15 protein-coding genes are annotated in these 16,331 nt (G+C 71.6%); 11 read left to right on the top strand and 4 right to left on the bottom strand.

The features are described 5' to 3' along the window. Positions 1 to 275 precede the first annotated feature (275 nt). Positions 276 to 1,049, bottom strand: a complete 774-nt coding sequence (locus ABD951_RS26930) for an IclR family transcriptional regulator domain-containing protein (protein ID WP_345352976.1) — start codon at positions 1,047 to 1,049, stop codon at positions 276 to 278. 203 nt (positions 1,050 to 1,252) lie between these two features. Between ABD951_RS26930 and catA the strand changes: the two genes are divergently transcribed. The 3 genes from catA (at position 1,253) to catC (ending at position 3,615) form a co-directional block, all read left to right on the top strand. Continuing rightward, on the top strand, positions 1,253 to 2,104 hold the full coding sequence (catA, locus tag ABD951_RS26925; RefSeq protein WP_345352973.1) for a catechol 1,2-dioxygenase: 852 nt from the start codon (positions 1,253 to 1,255) through the stop codon (positions 2,102 to 2,104). A gap of 72 nt (positions 2,105 to 2,176) precedes the next feature. Continuing rightward, the gene (locus ABD951_RS26920) at positions 2,177 to 3,304 is read left to right on the top strand and encodes a muconate/chloromuconate family cycloisomerase (RefSeq protein WP_345352970.1); all 1,128 of its coding nucleotides are present in this window, start codon (positions 2,177 to 2,179) and stop codon (positions 3,302 to 3,304) included. A gap of 26 nt (positions 3,305 to 3,330) precedes the next feature. Then, on the top strand, positions 3,331 to 3,615 hold the full coding sequence (gene catC, locus ABD951_RS26915; protein WP_345352967.1) for a muconolactone Delta-isomerase: 285 nt from the start codon (positions 3,331 to 3,333) through the stop codon (positions 3,613 to 3,615). Between the two features lie 15 nt (positions 3,616 to 3,630). On the opposite strand, the gene ABD951_RS26910 is transcribed toward catC, so the two are convergent. Both ABD951_RS26910 and ABD951_RS26905 read right to left on the bottom strand, forming a co-directional pair. After that, positions 3,631 to 4,158 (bottom strand): gamma carbonic anhydrase family protein, encoded by a 528-nt coding sequence (locus ABD951_RS26910; protein ID WP_345352964.1) that lies wholly within the window; start codon positions 4,156 to 4,158, stop codon positions 3,631 to 3,633. 142 nt (positions 4,159 to 4,300) lie between these two features. After that, positions 4,301 to 4,924, bottom strand: coding sequence for a copper chaperone PCu(A)C domain-containing protein (locus ABD951_RS26905; RefSeq protein WP_345352961.1), 624 nt, complete (start codon positions 4,922 to 4,924; stop codon positions 4,301 to 4,303). A 277-nt stretch (positions 4,925 to 5,201) separates the two neighbouring features. Between ABD951_RS26905 and carD the strand changes: the two genes are divergently transcribed. The 8 genes from carD to ABD951_RS26865 all read left to right on the top strand — a co-directional run bounded on the left by carD (position 5,202) and on the right by ABD951_RS26865 (position 12,688). Next, positions 5,202 to 5,690, top strand: a complete 489-nt coding sequence (carD, locus tag ABD951_RS26900; protein WP_345352957.1) for an RNA polymerase-binding transcription factor CarD — start codon at positions 5,202 to 5,204, stop codon at positions 5,688 to 5,690. 23 nt (positions 5,691 to 5,713) lie between these two features. Next, on the top strand, positions 5,714 to 6,421 hold the full coding sequence (ispD, locus tag ABD951_RS26895) for a 2-C-methyl-D-erythritol 4-phosphate cytidylyltransferase (RefSeq protein ID WP_345352954.1): 708 nt from the start codon (positions 5,714 to 5,716) through the stop codon (positions 6,419 to 6,421). 13 nt (positions 6,422 to 6,434) lie between these two features. Further along, positions 6,435 to 6,911: a 2-C-methyl-D-erythritol 2,4-cyclodiphosphate synthase gene (ispF, locus tag ABD951_RS26890; RefSeq protein WP_345352951.1), complete on the top strand. Its 477-nt coding sequence runs from the start codon at positions 6,435 to 6,437 to the stop codon at positions 6,909 to 6,911. 11 nt (positions 6,912 to 6,922) lie between these two features. Continuing rightward, complete coding sequence (gene cysS / locus ABD951_RS26885; RefSeq protein WP_345352948.1) at positions 6,923 to 8,329, top strand: cysteine--tRNA ligase; 1,407 nt, start codon at positions 6,923 to 6,925, stop codon at positions 8,327 to 8,329. A 2-nt stretch (positions 8,330 to 8,331) separates the two neighbouring features. Continuing rightward, positions 8,332 to 9,300, top strand: a complete 969-nt coding sequence (gene rlmB / locus ABD951_RS26880; protein WP_345352945.1) for a 23S rRNA (guanosine(2251)-2'-O)-methyltransferase RlmB — start codon at positions 8,332 to 8,334, stop codon at positions 9,298 to 9,300. A 35-nt stretch (positions 9,301 to 9,335) separates the two neighbouring features. Then, complete coding sequence (locus ABD951_RS26875; RefSeq protein ID WP_345352942.1) at positions 9,336 to 10,517, top strand: amidase family protein; 1,182 nt, start codon at positions 9,336 to 9,338, stop codon at positions 10,515 to 10,517. Positions 10,518 to 10,582: 65 nt separating this feature from the next. Beyond that, complete coding sequence (locus tag ABD951_RS26870) at positions 10,583 to 11,272, top strand: ZIP family metal transporter (protein ID WP_345352939.1); 690 nt, start codon at positions 10,583 to 10,585, stop codon at positions 11,270 to 11,272. A 39-nt stretch (positions 11,273 to 11,311) separates the two neighbouring features. Beyond that, on the top strand, positions 11,312 to 12,688 hold the full coding sequence (locus tag ABD951_RS26865; protein WP_345352936.1) for an MFS transporter: 1,377 nt from the start codon (positions 11,312 to 11,314) through the stop codon (positions 12,686 to 12,688). A gap of 25 nt (positions 12,689 to 12,713) precedes the next feature. Here the strand turns inward: ABD951_RS26865 and ABD951_RS26860 are convergent, their stop codons facing one another. After that, positions 12,714 to 16,319 (bottom strand): hydantoinase B/oxoprolinase family protein, encoded by a 3,606-nt coding sequence (locus tag ABD951_RS26860; RefSeq protein WP_345352933.1) that lies wholly within the window; start codon positions 16,317 to 16,319, stop codon positions 12,714 to 12,716. Positions 16,320 to 16,331: the final 12 nt, after the last annotated feature.

The following is a 16,331-nucleotide window of genomic DNA, read 5'->3' as shown; positions in this document are numbered from 1 at the left end:
TGTCGGGTCTCCCGAAAGTGCTCTGACGCAAGGAGATTCGCGCGGGTTCCTCCGCAACAGGCCTCGGCCGGATCGCGGCAGTCGCCGGACTTGTTGCGGCTGCGGTCGCTCTGGTGGGCGGCGCGGCGGCCGTGGCCACTTCGTCGGCTGCCTGACCCGATCCGCTCGGTGGGCGGAAGCCGGGGTCCCGAAACGTTCAGGGTCACAGCTTCCGCCCGCATTCGTGCCGTCACACGGCCGGCCGCACGGCGATCCGACGCAACGGGGTGCCCGCGTCAGCGGGTGGGGGAGCCGAGGTCCGCGCTGAGGGCGTCGGCGCTGTCGACCACGTGTCCGGCCGCGGCGGCGCGGAACTCCTCCGGGGTGTGTCGGCCGGAGGACGTGGAGCAGGCGAGCACGCCGACGACGGCGCCGGTCGCGTCCCGAACCGGTGCGGCCAGGGAGATCAGGCCCTCTTCCAGTTCGGCGGAGGTCAGCGCGTAACCCTGTTCGCGTACCCGGTCCAGCTCCGCTCGCAGGGCGTCGGCCGAGGTGACCGTCGCCGTCGCGAGCTTCTCGAACCGGGACTCGGCGATCACCCGCTCGACGGTCTCCGCGGGCGCCCAGGCGAGCAGCGCCCGTCCCATCGACGTCGCGTAGGCCGGCACGCGGGTGCCGACCGAGACGTTGATGCTCATGATCCGGCGGACCGGAACCCGGGCGGCGTACACGACGTCGGCGCCGTCGAGCACGCCGAGGGAAGCGGACTCGTGGGTGCGCTCGGACAGTTGGACGAGCCTCGGCATCGCGGTCTCGACGAGCGCGTGCGATGCGGAGTAGTGCTGGCCGATGCTGAGCACACGGGGGGTCAGGGACCAGCGGCTGCCGTTCGCGGCGACGTAGCCGAGCTTCTGCAGCGTGAGCAGGATGCGGCGCACCGCCGGGCGGGACAGGTCGGTCTTGGTGGCGAGTTCGGCGAGCGACGGGGTGGGGTGCCGCTCGTCGAACGCGAGGAGCACGGCGAAGCCCCGTTCGATGCTCTGGATGAAATCCCGGTCTTCGTTCGGCATCGAGCGCTCCTACCTGCATGTTCGGGGACGGTCCCGGTCCGGGTGTTGACAACCGCTGTGACTCGACGCACAGTGTGTGTACGCACTGCGAATCATATGTACGCACAGCGTACACCGCCGGAAGGTGGCGGGCCAGCCCCGCACCGACCGCCGCCACGACATTCCTCGACCGCCCGCGTTCGAGCCTCGATGAGGAGGACCCCATGACCAGCACCGAAACGGCGACCGCGCACGCGTCGGGCAATGCCGCCACCGACAAGTTCAAGTCCGAGCGCGTGTCGGCCGACACCTCGCCGGAGCGTGCCGCCGCGATCTACCAAGACGTGTTGAAGGCGTTCGCGGACGTCATCCACAAGCACGAGGTGACCTACGACGAGTACCGCGTGCTCAAGCAGTGGGTCATCGACGTCGGCGAGTACGGCGAGTGGCCGCTGTGGCTGGACGTGTTCGTCGAGCACGAGATCGAGGACGTGAACTACAGCCGCAACGCGCTCACCGGCACGAAGGGCAGCATCGAGGGCCCGTACTACGTGGCGAATTCGCCGAAGCTGCCGTCGACGTGCACGATGCCGATGACCGACAAGGACCGGCAGGCGACCCCGCTCGTGTTCTCCGGTCAGGTCGTCGATCTGGACGGCAACGGGCTCGCCGGCGCCACCGTGGAACTGTGGCACGCCGACGAGGACGGCTTCTACTCGCAGTTCGCCCCGAACCTGCCCGAGTGGAACCTGCGCGGCACGATCGTCTGCGACGACGAGGGCCGCTACGAGATCACCACGCTGCAGCCCGCGCCCTACCAGATCCCGCACGACGGCCCGACCGGCTGGTTCATCGAGTCCTACGGCGGCCACCCGTGGCGCCCGGCCCACCTGCACCTGATGGTGAAGGCGCCCGGCAAGCGGACGATCACGACCCAGCTGTACTTCGCGGGCGGCCAATGGGTCGAGAACGACGTCGCGACCGCGACCAAGCCGGAGCTGATCCTCGACCCGAAGGCGGGCGACGACGGCAAGAACCACGTGACCTACAACTTCACCCTCGACCCCGAGGCCTGAGCCCAGGCGAATGCCGGTGTCCCCCAAGGGCGCCGGCATTGCGCATCTTCCGATTCGATAGAGAGCTGTTCGATGTCCGACTCCGATCTCGCGATCGTCTCCGTCGAGACGACCATCATCGACGTGCCCCTGGTGCGTCCGCACAAGTTCGCCACCACCACCGCCGAGACGCAGCCGATCCTGCTCGTCGCGATCAGCACCGCCGGCGGCGTCACCGGCTACGGCGAGGGCGTCGTCCCCGGCGGTCCCTGGTGGGGCGGCGAATCCGTCGAGACGATGAAGGCGATCGTCGACCGGTACATCGCCCCGTACGTGATCGGCCGCGGTGTCGACCAGATCACCGGCATCATGGTCGATCTCGAACGAATCGTCGCGAACGCGAGGTTCGCGAAGGCGGCCGTCGACGTCGCGTTGCACGACGCGTACGCACGCAGCCTCGGCGTCGGTGTGCACACCCTGCTCGGTGGGGCCTTCCGCACCGGCGTCGACGTCCGCTGGGCGCTCGGCGCGGCACCGGTGGAGGAGATCCTCGAGGAGGTCGCGCACAGGATGGAGGCGCGCCTCAACTTCGCCTTCAAGCTCAAGATGGGCGCGCTGGACCCGGCCGTCGACACCGCGCGCGTCGTGACGATCGCCCGGGCCCTCGAGGGCAGGGCCGGCGTGAGCATCGACGTCAACGCCCGCTGGGACCGGTTCACCGCACTGCGGCACGTACCCGAACTGGTCGACGGCGGAGTCGAACTCGTCGAACAACCCACCCCGGCCGAGCAGCTCGAGGTGCTCGCCGAACTCAACCATCTCGTGTCCGCGCCGGTGATGGCCGACGAGTCCGTGCAGACGCCGCACGACGCACTCGAGGTCGCGCGGATCGGTGCCGCGGACGTCATCGCACTCAAGACAACGAAATGCGGTGGGCTGCAACGCAGCAAGGAGGTCGTCGCGGTCGCGAAGGCCGCCGGGATCCGTTGCCACGGCGCCACGTCGATCGAGGGACCCATCGGGACCGCCGCGTCGATCCACTTCGCCTGCGCCGAGCCGGGAATCAACTTCGGCACCGAACTGTTCGGCCCGCAGCTGTTCGCCGTCGAACTGCTGCAGACCCCGCTGGACTACTCCGAGGGCCAGGTCCACCTGCCGCAGGGGCCCGGCCTCGGGGTCGAACTCGACCTGGACGTCGTCAAGCACCTCGCCCGCGACTGAACACGATCGACGAGAAGGAAACCGACATGGCACTGTTCCACGTGCGGATGGACGTCCACATCCCACTCGACCTCGACCCCGACGTCCGCGCGGAGACGGTCGCCCGGGAGAAGGCGTACTCGCAGCAGCTGCAGCGGGCAGGCAAGTGGCCGCAGATCTGGCGAATCGTGGGCCAGTACAGCAACTTCAGCATCTTCGACGTCGAGTCGGCCGACGAATTGCACGAGATCCTGTTCAACCTGCCGCTGTTCCCGTACATGGACATCGAGGTGACCCCGCTGACGCGGCACGGATCCGACGTCAAGGACTGATCCGACGCGCGCGGCTCAGTAGGGCGTTGCGGCGCGGTGCTTTCCGGCGAGCGCCCGGTAGACCTCGGCGTTGTGTTCGATCTGGGCGATCTCGTCGTCGGTGAGCTCGCGCCGCACCTTCGCCGGCACTCCGGCGACGAGTGAACGCGGCGGAATCTCGGTGCCCTCGAGCACCACCGCACCGGCCGCGACGAGGCACCGGGCGCCGAGACGGGCGCCGTTCAGGATCACCGCACCCATTCCGACCAACGAGTCGTCGCCGACGGTGCAGCCGTGCAGGACCGCGTTGTGCCCGACGCTGACGTTCGCGCCGACCGTCAGCGGGAACCCGGGGTCCGCGTGCATCGTCACGTTGTCCTGGACGTTGCTGCCCGCACCGACGGTGATCGACTCGACATCGCCCCGCACGACCGCGCCGTACCAGATGCCGGTCTCCTCGCCCAGCGTCACCGAGCCGATGACGGTCGCGGTCGGGGCCAGCCACGCCGAGTCGGCGAGGGTCGGCGTCGCGTCGCCGAGGGACACCACGTGCGGTCCGGTCATGTCGCATCCTCCTGAAGGGGGCATCGTGCGGGCTCGGTAGCAGGATCGCACGGCCCCGCATTCCGCTTCCGCGGGGCATCCAACGGCGAGCGGCCCCCGACCGGTGAGGTCGGGGGCCGCTCGCGGTGGCTGTCGCGACGGGTCAGTGCCCGCCGGCCTCCCCGCCGCCGAGCGGCTCGGCGCCGGCGTTGCCGGACTTGGCGGACTCGTGGCGCTCGCGGGTCGGACCCGCGTCGACGGGAACCTGCACGGTGATGTCACCGGCGCGCTCGAACGTGAAGGTGATCGGCACGGTCAGGCCCGGGTAGACGCCCTCTTCGATGTCGTTGAGGACGACCGCGACCAGGTCGGTCTCGAGCTTCTTGCCGTCGTCGGTGACGGTCACGTCCGGGACGCCTGCGCCCATCGCGGTCTGCGGCTCGATGATGCGGCCGCCGACCTCGCCGGCGATGGTGACGGACTTGGCCTTGTCGGTGGAGATCTTGGCCAGCCGGTCGGCCTTGGACTCGTTCTCGTTGATCGCGGTGAACGCCAGGGCGGCCTTGCCGCCCGGCTCGAGGCTGTACTCCGCGCTGTTCGGGTACACGATGTGCACGTTGCGCAGCGAGATGTCGCCCTGGTTGGCGTAGTTGCCGTTGACCGCGGCGACCTGGGTGGCGGTCTGGGTGATCTGGCCCGCGCTGCAGGCGGACAGCGAGATGGCAGCGGCTGCGGCCAGGGCAACGGCGGTGGCGACTCGGCGAGTCGACGCATTCAGTGCTGTCACGGGGGTGTCCTCCACGGCGTCGGGTCGTAACTCAACTAGGCAGAGTAGTAGTCATGTCGCGGCCGGGTGCTCCCGGGTCGGCGTTGGTGAGCCGTGTGTCCGTGGTCGGGGCCGTGAAATCCGCTGCGGCACGGGCGGATCATCGGGGTGTCGATGCAGGTTCGTGACCTGGTGTCAACCCCTGTGATCTGCTCGCGGTGGGTCTGACCAGCGACGTTGGAACCGGGGTGGTGAGAACCCGTGATAAACTGGGCAGATCGAAAGGGGCACGGGACAGATGATTTTTAAGGTCGGAGACACCGTCGTATACCCCCACCACGGAGCGGCGCTGATCGAGGCAATCGAAACTCGCACCATCAAGGGTGAACAGAAGGAATATCTCGTACTGAAGGTCGCTCAGGGCGACCTCACCGTCCGGGTCCCTGCAGAGAACGCCGAATACGTCGGCGTTCGCGACGTTGTGGGCCAGGAAGGGCTCGACAAGGTCTTCCAGGTGCTGCGCGCGCCGCACACCGAGGAGCCGACCAACTGGTCGCGGCGCTACAAGGCGAACCTGGAGAAGCTGGCGTCCGGCGACGTGAACAAGGTTGCGGAGGTCGTCCGCGACCTGTGGCGTCGTGAACAGGACCGAGGCCTGTCCGCGGGGGAGAAGCGGATGCTCGCGAAGGCCCGTCAGATCCTCGTCGGTGAGCTCGCGCTCGCCGAGGGCACCGACGACGAGAAGGCAGAGACCATCCTCGACGAGGTCCTCGCGGCGGCGTCCTGACGCCCGGCGTGGACACGACACAGATGAACACCGCGACCGACCCGGCCGACGCACGCAGCGGAGGCCGGGTCGTCGCGTTGGTGCCGGCGGCGGGGCAGGGCACCCGACTCGGCGAAGGGGTCCCCAAGGCGTTCGTGACGCTGCGCGGCCGCACCCTGCTGCAGTGGTCGGTCGACGGGCTGCTCGACTCCGGTGTCGTGGACCGGGTGATCGTGATCGTGCCGCCGGACCGGGTCGCGGCGGTCGGCGCGGATCTGCCGGACGGTGTCGACGTGGTCGCCGGCGGCACGGAACGGACGGACTCGGTGCGCGCGGGCATCACCGCCGCCGGGGACGCGGACCTGCTGCTCGTGCACGATGCGGCGCGGGCGCTGACCCCGCCGCGACTGATCGCCCGAGTGGTGGCGGAGCTGCGGGCCGGGCGCGAGGCCGTGGTCCCCGCCCTGCCGGTCGCGGACACGATCAAGTCGGTGGACCTCCTCGGAGTCGTCACCGGCACCCCCGAGCGGTCGGAGCTGCGGGCGGTGCAGACCCCGCAGGGTTTCGACGCGGCGCTGCTGCGGCGCGCCTACGACACCACCGACGTCGTGACCACCGACGACGCGGGGCTGGTCGAGCGGACCGGCGCGCGGGTGCGCACCATCGCCGGCGAGCCCCTCGCCTTCAAGATCACCACCCCCCTCGACCTCGCGTTGGCGCGGGCGTTGACGGACCCCGACACCAACGAATAGGAGCACCGAGGCTGTGCGAGTGGGCATCGGAACGGACGTTCATCCGATCGAAACCGGGCGTCCGTGCTGGATCGCGGGCCTGCTGTTCGAAGGCGAGGACGGCTGCGCGGGTCATTCCGACGGCGACGTCGCCGCCCACGCACTGTGCGACGCGCTGCTCTCCGCGGCCGGGCTCGGTGACCTCGGATCCGTGTTCGGGACCGGCCGGCCGGAGTGGTCGGGGGCCAGCGGCGCCACCCTGCTCGCCGAGGTGCGGCGGATGCTCGAGGGCGACGGCCTGGCGGTGGGCAACGCCGCCGTGCAGGTGATCGGAAACCGGCCGAAGATCGGGCCTCGGCGGGCCGAGGCGCAGGAGACGCTGTCGGCGGTGCTCGGCGCGCCGGTGTCGGTGTCGGCCACCACCACCGACGGGTTGGGTCTGACCGGGCGTGGTGAGGGCATCGCCGCCGTCGCGACCGCGCTGGTGATCACTGCCGGGGCGGACCGGTAGGATCGCCCGTCGTGACCCTGCGACTTTTCGACACCGAGGCGCGGGCCCTGCGTGACTTCGTTCCGCTGGCCCCCGGACGCGCGTCGATCTACCTGTGCGGGGCCACCGTCCAGGGTGAGCCGCACATCGGCCACGTGCGCAGCGGCGTCGCGTTCGACGTGCTCCGCCGGTGGCTGCTCGCGCACGGCTACGACGTCGCGTTCGTCCGGAACATCACCGACATCGACGACAAGATCCTGAACAAGGCCAAGGACGCCGGTCGTCCGTGGTGGGAGTGGGCGACGACCTACGAACGTTCCTTCACGTGGGCGTACGACCAGCTCGGGGTGCTGCCGCCGTCGGTGGAGCCGCGCGCGACCGGTCACGTCACCCAGATGGTCGAGCTGATGCAGCGCCTGATCGACGCGGGCCACGCGTACGCGGCCGCGGGCGACGTGTACTTCGACGTGCTCAGCTGGAAGAACTACGGGGTGCTGTCGGGGCACAAGCTCGAGGACGTGCACCAGGGGGAGAGTGCGGCCGAGGGCAAGCGCGATCCCCGCGACTTCACGCTGTGGAAGGCGGAGAAGCCGGGTGAGCCGGCGTGGCCGACCCCGTGGGGACGCGGCCGCCCGGGCTGGCACCTCGAGTGCTCCGCGATGGCCGGCACCTACCTCGGGTCGGAGTTCGACATCCATTGCGGCGGACTGGATCTGGTGTTCCCGCACCACGAGAACGAGCTCGCGCAGAGCCGTGCCGTCGGGGACGGCTTCGCCCGGTACTGGCTGCACAACGGCTGGGTCACGATGGGCGGCGAGAAGATGTCGAAGTCGCTCGGCAACGTGCTGTCCGTGCCGAACGTGCTCAAGAAGGTCCGCCCACAAGAACTTCGGTTCTACCTCGGCGGGGCGCACTACCGTTCGATGCTGGAGTACTCCGACCACGCGCTCGCCGCGGCCGCCGAGACCTACCGCGGCATCGAGGCGTTCGTGCTCAAGACCGCCGAGCGGGCCGGGGACGTCCCGATCGGCACGTGGACCGAGGCGTTCGCCGCCGCGCTCGACGACGATCTCGGGGTGCCGAAGGCGCTCGCGGAGATCCACGGCCGCCAGCGCGAGGGCAACCGGGCACTGGCCGCGGGCGACCTCGGCACCGCCGTCCAGATCGCCGGGCAGGTGCGCGCGATGACGGGGATCCTCGGCGTCGACCCGCTCGACCCGCACTGGGCGAGCGAGTCCAGCGACGCATCCGCGGCGCACGACGCGCTCGACGTGCTGGTTCGTGCCACTCTGGAGGCACGGCAGCAGGCGAAGGCCGAGAAGGACTGGGCGGCCGCCGACGCGATCCGGGACCGGCTCGCGGCGGCGGGCATCGCGGTCACGGACACCCCCGACGGACCCGAGTGGTCCCTCGACAAGAACCGCAACGAAGCAGGGTAGAGATGGCAGGCAATTCGAGCAGGCGCGGCGCGATCCGCAAGTCGGGCACCAAGAAGGGCCAGGTCGTCGGCTCGGGTGGGCAGCGACGCCGGGGGCTGGAGGGCCGCGGTGCCACCCCGCCCGCGGAGATGCGCACCAAGCACCCCGCGGCCAAGCGCGCCCGTGCCGCCGCCAAGGCCGCCGACCGCCACCCGGGCGGCGGCCGCGGTGGGGCACCGCGCAAGGGCACGGACGGGCCGGAGAACGTGCTCGGGCGCAACCCGGTGCTCGAGTGCCTGCGTGCCGGTGTGCCCGCGACCGCGCTGTACGTCGCGGTCGGCACCGAGAACGACGACCGGCTCTCGGAGAGCGTTCAGATCGCCGCGGACGCGGGCATCTCGATCCTCGAGGTGCCGCGCACGGACCTGGACCGGATGAGCGCCAACGGCCTGCACCAGGGCGTCGCGCTGCAGGTGCCGCCGTTCCGGTACGCACACCCGGACGACCTGATCGCCGCCGCGCGGGAACATCACGAGGCGCCGCTGCTGGTCGCCCTCGACAACATCACCGACCCCCGCAACCTTGGCGCCGTGGTGCGGTCCGTCGCCGCGTTCGGCGGTCACGGCGTCGTGATCCCGCAGCGTCGCAGCGCGGCGGTGACCGCCGTCGCGTGGCGCACCAGCGCCGGCGCCGCGGCCCGCCTGCCGATCGCGCAGGCCACCAACCTCACCCGCACCCTCAAGGACTGGGCCGCGAAGGGTGTGCAGGTCGTCGGTCTCGACGCCGGCGGCGACACCACCCTCGACGAGTACGACGGCACCGGTCCGGTCGTGATCGTCGTCGGGTCCGAGGGCAAGGGCCTGTCGCGGCTGGTCCGCGAGACCTGCGACACCATCCTGAGCATCCCGATGGCCGGGCCCGTCGAGTCGCTCAACGCTTCCGTCGCCGCGGGTGTCGTGCTCGCCGACATCGCCCGCCAGCGGAGGAGTTAGCGGCGGCGCAGCCGGCGAGGTGACCAGGGGGTCTCGTGGACTCGACGGTGTGGCGCGAATTCGGCTGCCCGCTCGTCGGAGCCACCGGCGCGGGACCGCTCGACGGCACGACCGTGGCGGTCAAGGACCTCTACGCCGTCGCCGGGCACCGCGTCGGTGCCGGTAACCCCGCCCGGCTGGCGGAGGCGGCACCGGAGACCGTGACCGCCCCGGCGGTCGCCGCGTTGCTGGCCGCCGGGGCGGCGGTCGCGGGCATCGCCCGCACGGACGAGTTCGCCTACAGCCTCGCCGGCACCAACCGTCACTACGGCACACCGCCGAATCCCGCTGCACCCGAACGGATCCCGGGTGGGTCGAGTTCCGGTCCCGCGGCCGCGGTGGCGCTCGGCGAGGCGACCGTCGGTCTCGGCACCGACACCGCCGGATCGATCCGGGTTCCCGCGTCCTACCAGGGGCTGTACGGCATTCGCACCAGCCACGGTGCGGTGTCGACCGCCGGGGTGGTGCCGCTCGCGCCGTCGTTCGACGCCGTGGGGTGGCTGACGCGCGACCCGGCCGCCGCGCTCGCGGTCGGCCGGGTGCTGCTGCCGGCACGGCCGGTGCGCTCCTTCCCGCGCGCGCTGGTGTCGGATGCGCTGGTCGCGCTCGCGTCCGGGGAGGTTCGCGACGCGGTCGACGCGGCGACCGGGCGGTGGCGGGCCGACCCGCGGCTGCCGTCGATCGAACCGACCGGGTTCGACACGAGCACACTGCCCGACGCCCTCGAGGCGTTCCGGACGATGCAGGGCTGGGAGGCGTGGCGGGCGCACGGCTCCTGGGTCGCCGGCCACCGCGACACGCTGAACCCCGACGTCGGGGCCCGGTTCGACACGGCCGCCGGGTACACGGCAGCCGACCACGACCGGGCCCGGAACCGGCTGCGACGCTTCGTGTCCGAGGTCGACGACCTGCTCGGTGAGGACCTGCTGCTGGTGCCGTCGGCGTCCTCGGCGGCGCCGGAACGCGGCGACTCGACGCTCGGCGGACCGGTGATCGAGGCGGCCCGCGCGGCGACGTTCGCCCTCACCTGCATCGCGGGAGCGACGGGCCGCTGCGCGGTGAGCGTGCCGCTGCCGACGGGGGTCCCGATCGGACTGTGCGTCGTCGGCCCGCGCGGGCGCGACCTCGACGTGCTGGTTCTCGCCGAGCGGCTGCGCGGCGCCGGCGTCTGCGGCTGACGGCCGCACCGACACCCCGCCCCGCGCACCCGGGCGGAGCCGGCGGTTCGTCGTACCATCGCCGCATGTCGACCGCCCTCCTCTACGGTCTGGGGACCGCGCTGCCGATGCTCCTCGGCGCGTTCGTCGGCCTGCGCTACGACCTGCCGCGGCCGCTGCTGGCCGGGCTGATGGCGTTCGGTGCCGGGGCGATGGTGGCCGCGGTGTCCACCGAACTGTTCCAGCCGGCGTTCGAGGCGGAGGGCGTCGTGGCCGCCGGCACCGCGCTGATGCTCGGCGCACTCGTCTACGTGGTCGCCGACCACCTGATCGAGAAGAAGCTCGGACCCGCCGCCCTCGGCTGGGCGTTGATGCTCGGCGCACTGCTCGACGGGATTCCCGAGAACACCGCCCTGGGTGTCTCCCTGGGAGTCGAGGGCGGCCTCGTCCTGCTGGTGGCGATCGCGGTCGGCAACGTTCCGGAGGCGGTCGCGGGAGCGGCGTCGATGCGCAAGCAGCCGAACTTCGACCGCCGCCGGGCGGCGCTGCTGTGGACCGTCACGGCCGTCGTGCTCGTGCTGGTGGTGGTCGGCGCGTACGCCGCGGCCGACACGATCCCACCGCACCGGATCGCGGTGATCCAGGCGTTCGCCGGCGGCGCGACGATCGCGGTGCTCGCGGATTCGCTGATGCCGGAGGCGTACCGGGAGGGTGGCTGGTGGGTCGGCCTCTCGACCGCGTTGGGCTTCGTGGTCGCGTTCGCGCTCGGCGGCTGACCTTGACCTGAAGTGTGCTCGAAGTTCTAGCGTGGCGGCATGCACCACACGGACCTCGACGCCGGGCGGCGCGGGTGGCGGGCCCTGCTCGGACCCGACCACGTCGGGTCGATCGTGGTGCTCGCGGGCGGGGTGGCACTGTACGCGACCAACGTCCACCTCACCGCCGCCGTGCTGCCGTCCGCGGTCGCGGACATCGGCGGCGAGCGGTTCTACGCCTGGGCGACAACGGTCTTCCTCGTCGCGTCGGTGATCTCGGCGGCACTGGTCAGCCGGCTCCTCACCGTGTCCGGGTCTCGCACGGCATACCTGGTCGCGATCGGCGGGTTCACCGCCGGAACGCTGGTGTGCGCGGCCGCGGCGACGATGCCGGTTCTGTTGGCGGGGAGGGCATTGCAGGGTGCGGGCGGCGGCCTGCTCAGCGGGCTCGGGTACGCGCTGATCCGGTCACAGCTGCCGAAGCAGCTGTGGACGCGGGCGTCGGCGCTCGTGTCCGGGACGTGGGCGGTCGGGGTGTTCGTCGGGCCGGCGCTCGGCGGCGCCTTCGCCCAGATCGGCGCCTGGCGCCTGGCGTTCGTGGCCCTCGCCGCGGCGGGGATCGCGGTCGGCGCCCTGGTGCCGCGCTACCTCGCCGGCGGCCGCCCGGGCACGCCGCCGCCGTCCGTGCCCGTCCTGTCGATGCTCGCGCTCGCGGCGGCCGCCCTGCTGGTGAGCGTCGCGTCGGTCGCGCCGACCGGTGGGTGGACCGCGACGGCGCTCGCCGCGGCCGGGGCACTGATCGCGGTGTTCGTGGCTCACGAACACCGCACGGGTGGCCGGGTGCTCCCTGCCGTCACGTTCACCGTGGGCGGCACCCTCGCCTGGACGTACCTGACGATCGCCGTGCTCGCGGCCGTCTCGACCGCCGACGCGTTCGTGCCGCTGTTCGGACAGCGGTTGGGCGGGCTCGCGCCACTCGCGGCCGGATTCCTCGGCGCGGTGCTTGCGGTGGGGTGGACGCTCGGCGAGGTGTCCAGCGCGGGTGCCGCCGGCGCTCGGGCGGTCCGGGCGGTGCTCGTCGGGGGCACGGCGGCCGTGGTGGCGGGGTTCGCGATCCTGGCCCGGACGGCGGATGCGCCGGTGGTGCCGTGGGTGCTCGGACTGCTGCTGGTCGGGACCGGGGTCGGTGTCTGCTGGCCGCATCTGTCCGCGTCCGCGATGGGCGCGTCGGCGGACCCGGCCGAGGCGGACCGGGCCGCCGCCGCGATCAACACGGTGCAGCTGATGGCGAACGCGGTGGGCTCGGCGGTCGCCGGGGTGCTGGTCAACCTCGGCGGATCGCCGACCGGGTCGGCGCGGCTGCTGTTCGCGGTGTTCGCCGCGATCGCCGGGCTCGGTGTGCTGACGGCGATCCGGGCGAGCCGACACCGCGCCTGACTCGACCCCGTGCCCGGCTCCGGCGCTACGGGGTGCCGTACCCGCCGCCGCCCGGCGTCTCGACGACCAGGACGTCGCCCGGCTGCACGTCCACCGAGTCGCAGGCGGCCATCCGCACCACCGTTCCGTCCGCTCGTTCGACCCGGTTGCTGCCCAGCCCGCCGGGGGAGCCGCCGGCCATCCCGTACGGGGGCACACGGCGGTGACCGGACAGGGTGCTCACCAGCATCGGCTCCCGGAACCGGAGCCGGCGAACCGCGCCGTCACCGCCGCGCCAGCGTCCGTCACCGCCGCTGCCGCGCCGAATTGCGAAGTCCTCCAGAAGAACCGGAAGCCGCCACTCGAGCACCTCGGGATCGGTCAGCCGGGAGTTCGTCATGTGGGTCTGCACGACCGACGACCCGTCGAACCCGTCGCCGGCACCGGACCCGGATCCGAGCGTCTCGTAGTACTGGTGCCGGTCGTTGCCGAACGTGACGTTGTTCATCGTCCCGGACCCCTCGGCCTGCACGCCCAACGCGCCGTACAGGGCGCCGGTCACCGCCTGCGACGTCTCCACGTTCCCGGCGACGACCGCCGCCGGATGGCCCGGCGCCAGCATCGACCCCTCGGGGATGACGATGTGCAGGGGCCGCAGGCAGCCGTCGTTGAGCGGGATCTCGTCGGCCACGAGGGTGCGGAAGACGTAGAGCACGGCCGCCGTGGCCACCGACGACGGCGCGTTGAAGTTCGATTCGAGCTGCGGCGAGGTTCCGGTGAAATCGATTGTCGCCGACCGGGCCTGCCGGTCCACGCTCACCCGCACCGCGATCACCGAGCCGGAGTCCGTCTCGTACCGGTAGGAGCCCTCGGTCAGGGAGTCGACGACCCTGCGCACCGCCTCCTCGGCGTTGTCCTGCACGTGCCGCATGTACGCCTCGACCACGTCGAGTCCGAAGTGGTCGATCATCTTCCCGACCTCGTCGACGCCCCTTGCGTTCGCGGCGATCTGGGCGCGGAGGTCGGCGAGGTTGGTGTCCGGATTCCGGGACGGGTACCGCGCACCGGTCAGCAGGTCGAGGGTCTCGGCTTCGCGGAGGCGGCCGTCGCGGGCGAGCAGCCAGTTGTCGAACAGCACCCCCTCCTCGTCGATCTCGCGGCTGGTGGCCGGCATCGATCCGGGGGTGATCCCGCCGATCTCCGCGTGGTGCCCGCGGGACGCGACGTAGAACAGGATCCGGGCACCGGTCTCGTCGAAAACCGGTGTGATGACGGTGATGTCGGGGAGATGGGTTCCGCCGTGGTACGGGTCGTTGACGGCGTAGACGTCACCCCGCCGCATGCCGTCCCGGCGGCGTGCGATCACCTCCTTGACGCTGCTGCCCATCGAGCCGAGATGGACCGGGATGTGGGGAGCGTTGGCGATCAGGTTTCCGTCCGGATCGAACAGCGCGCACGAGAAGTCGAGTCGCTCCTTGATGTTCACGGACTGCGCCGTCGACTCCAGGGCGGCGCCCATCTGCTCGGCGATCGACATGAACAGGTTGTTGAAGATCTCGAGCATCACCGGGTCGGCCTGCGTGCCGACCTCCGTCTCGCCCCGAGCGGTCACCCGTTCGAGCAGCAGGTGCCCGCCCTCGGTGAGCGTGCCGCGCCAGCCCGGGTCCACCACGGTGGTGGAGTTGGCCTCGGCGAGGATCGCCGGACCGGTCACCGCGTCCCCGGACCGCATCCGTGCCCGTTCGTACAGCGGCGCGTCGTGCCAGGCGCCGTCGTGGTACATGCGGACCGTGTCGGGGGTCGCGTCGGCCGCGTCGGCCGGATCGTCGGTCGCGGTCGCGACACCGGACAGGTCCGGGTGGTGTGTCAGCCCGGTCGCCTCGACGGCCACCGCGTCGACGACGAGCGGTCGATCCATCAGGAACGAGTACGTGCGCAGGTGCACGCCCTCGAAGTCGGCGGTCATGGTCTCGGGTTCGGTCAGGTCGACCGACACGGTGGTGTCCGTGCCGTCGTAGCGCAGGTGCGCGCGCCGGGTCACCCGGATCCGGTCCGCCGGGACCCCCTCCTCGCGTAGCTCACCGACGGCCGCCGACTCCAGCGCCCCGGCGACGGAGAGGATCCGGGGCAGGGTGTCCGGCCCCAGCGGCGTGACGACCGACTGTTCCCGCATGACCGTGGTGTCCGCCAGACCCATGCCCAGCGCCGAGAGGACACCGGCCATCGGCGGAACCAGCACGGTGTGGATGCCCAGCGAGTCCGCGACCGCGCACGCGTGCTGGCCGCCGGCACCGCCGAACGTGGTCAGCGCGTACTCGGTGACGTCGTGGCCCTTCTGCACCGAGATGTGCTTGACCGCGTTGGCCATGTTCGCCACCGCGATGCGCAGGAAGCCCGCGGCGACCTGTTCGGGTGAGCGGTCGTCCCCGGTCCGCGCGCGAATGTCGGCGGCCAGCTCGGTGAATCGGCTGCGCACGACGTCCCCGTCCAGCGGCTGGTCGCCGTCCGGTCCGAACACCCGCGGGAAGTGCTCGGGCTGGATGCGGCCGAGCATCACGTTCGCGTCGGTGACGGTCAGCGGCCCGCCGCCGCGGTAGCAGGCGGGACCCGGATCGGCGCCCGCGGAGTCCGGACCGACGCGGTACCGGCTGCCGTCGAAGTGGAGGATCGAGCCGCCGCCTGCGGCGACGGTGTGGATGTCGAGCATCGGCGCCCGCAACCGGACTCCGGCCACCTGGGTGTCGAACACGCGCTCGTACTCGCCCGCGAAGTGCGACACGTCGGTCGACGTGCCGCCCATGTCGAAGCCGATCACCTTGTCGAAACCGGCCATCTGGGACATGCGCACCATGCCGACGATGCCGCCGGCCGGGCCGGAGAGGATCGCGTCCTTGCCGCGAAAGTGACCGGCCTCGGCGAGGCCGCCGTTGGACTGCATGAACATCAGCCGCACGCCCGGCAGCTGCTCGGTCACCAGGTCGACGTAACGGCGCAGCACCGGGGAGAGGTAGGCGTCGACGACCGCGGTGTCCCCGCGCGGCACCAGCTTCATCAGCGGACTCGCCACGCTCGACAGCGAGATCTGGGGGAATCCGATCCGCGCCGCCAGCTCGCCGATCGCCGCCTCATGCTCCGGATACAGGTGGCTGTGCATGCACACGACCGCCAGCGCGCCGATCCCGCCCTCGTGCGCCCGCGTCAGCTCGTCGGCCAGGGCGTCGAGATCCGGTGCGCGCAGGACGGTTCCGTCGGCCATGACACGCTCGTCGACCTCGATGACGCGCTCGTACAGCAGCTCGGGCAGGACGATGTGCCGGTCGAAGATGCGCGGTCGGTTCTGGTAGCCGATCCGCAGCGCGTCACCGAATCCCTTCGTGACGACCAGCGCCGTGCGTGCCCCGGTGCGTTCGAGCAGTGCGTTGGTGGCCACCGTGGTGCCCATCCGGACCTGCTCCACCCGGTCCGCGGTCACGGCCTCGTCCGCGCCGAGCCCGAGCAGCGCGCGGATGCCGGCGACGGCCGCGTCGGGGTACCGCGCCGGGTTCTCCGAGAGCAGCTTGTGGGTGATCAGGGCGCCGTCGGGTCGGCGGCCGACGATGTCGGTGAACGTGCCTCCACGGTCGATCCAGAATTCCCAACGCACAGCAGTCACGGCTCTCCCATC

It is taken from the genome of Rhodococcus olei (assembly GCF_039540555.1).
Lineage (GTDB): Bacteria > Actinomycetota > Actinomycetes > Mycobacteriales > Mycobacteriaceae > Rhodococcus_G > Rhodococcus_G olei.
This window is presented reverse-complemented; position numbering and strand designations above follow the sequence as displayed.

Coding starts and splice junctions, on each gene's coding strand:
- ABD951_RS26930 (WP_345352976.1), bottom strand. CDS start 1,049: ATGCCGAACGAAGACCGGGATTTCATCCAGAGCATCGAACGGGGCTTC.
- catA (WP_345352973.1), top strand. CDS start 1,253: ATGACCAGCACCGAAACGGCGACCGCGCACGCGTCGGGCAATGCCGCC.
- ABD951_RS26920 (WP_345352970.1), top strand. CDS start 2,177: ATGTCCGACTCCGATCTCGCGATCGTCTCCGTCGAGACGACCATCATC.
- catC (WP_345352967.1), top strand. CDS start 3,331: ATGGCACTGTTCCACGTGCGGATGGACGTCCACATCCCACTCGACCTC.
- ABD951_RS26910 (WP_345352964.1), bottom strand. CDS start 4,158: ATGACCGGACCGCACGTGGTGTCCCTCGGCGACGCGACGCCGACCCTC.
- carD (WP_345352957.1), top strand. CDS start 5,202: ATGATTTTTAAGGTCGGAGACACCGTCGTATACCCCCACCACGGAGCG.
- ispD (WP_345352954.1), top strand. CDS start 5,714: ATGAACACCGCGACCGACCCGGCCGACGCACGCAGCGGAGGCCGGGTC.
- rlmB (WP_345352945.1), top strand. CDS start 8,332: ATGGCAGGCAATTCGAGCAGGCGCGGCGCGATCCGCAAGTCGGGCACC.
- ABD951_RS26870 (WP_345352939.1), top strand. CDS start 10,583: ATGTCGACCGCCCTCCTCTACGGTCTGGGGACCGCGCTGCCGATGCTC.
- ABD951_RS26865 (WP_345352936.1), top strand. CDS start 11,312: ATGCACCACACGGACCTCGACGCCGGGCGGCGCGGGTGGCGGGCCCTG.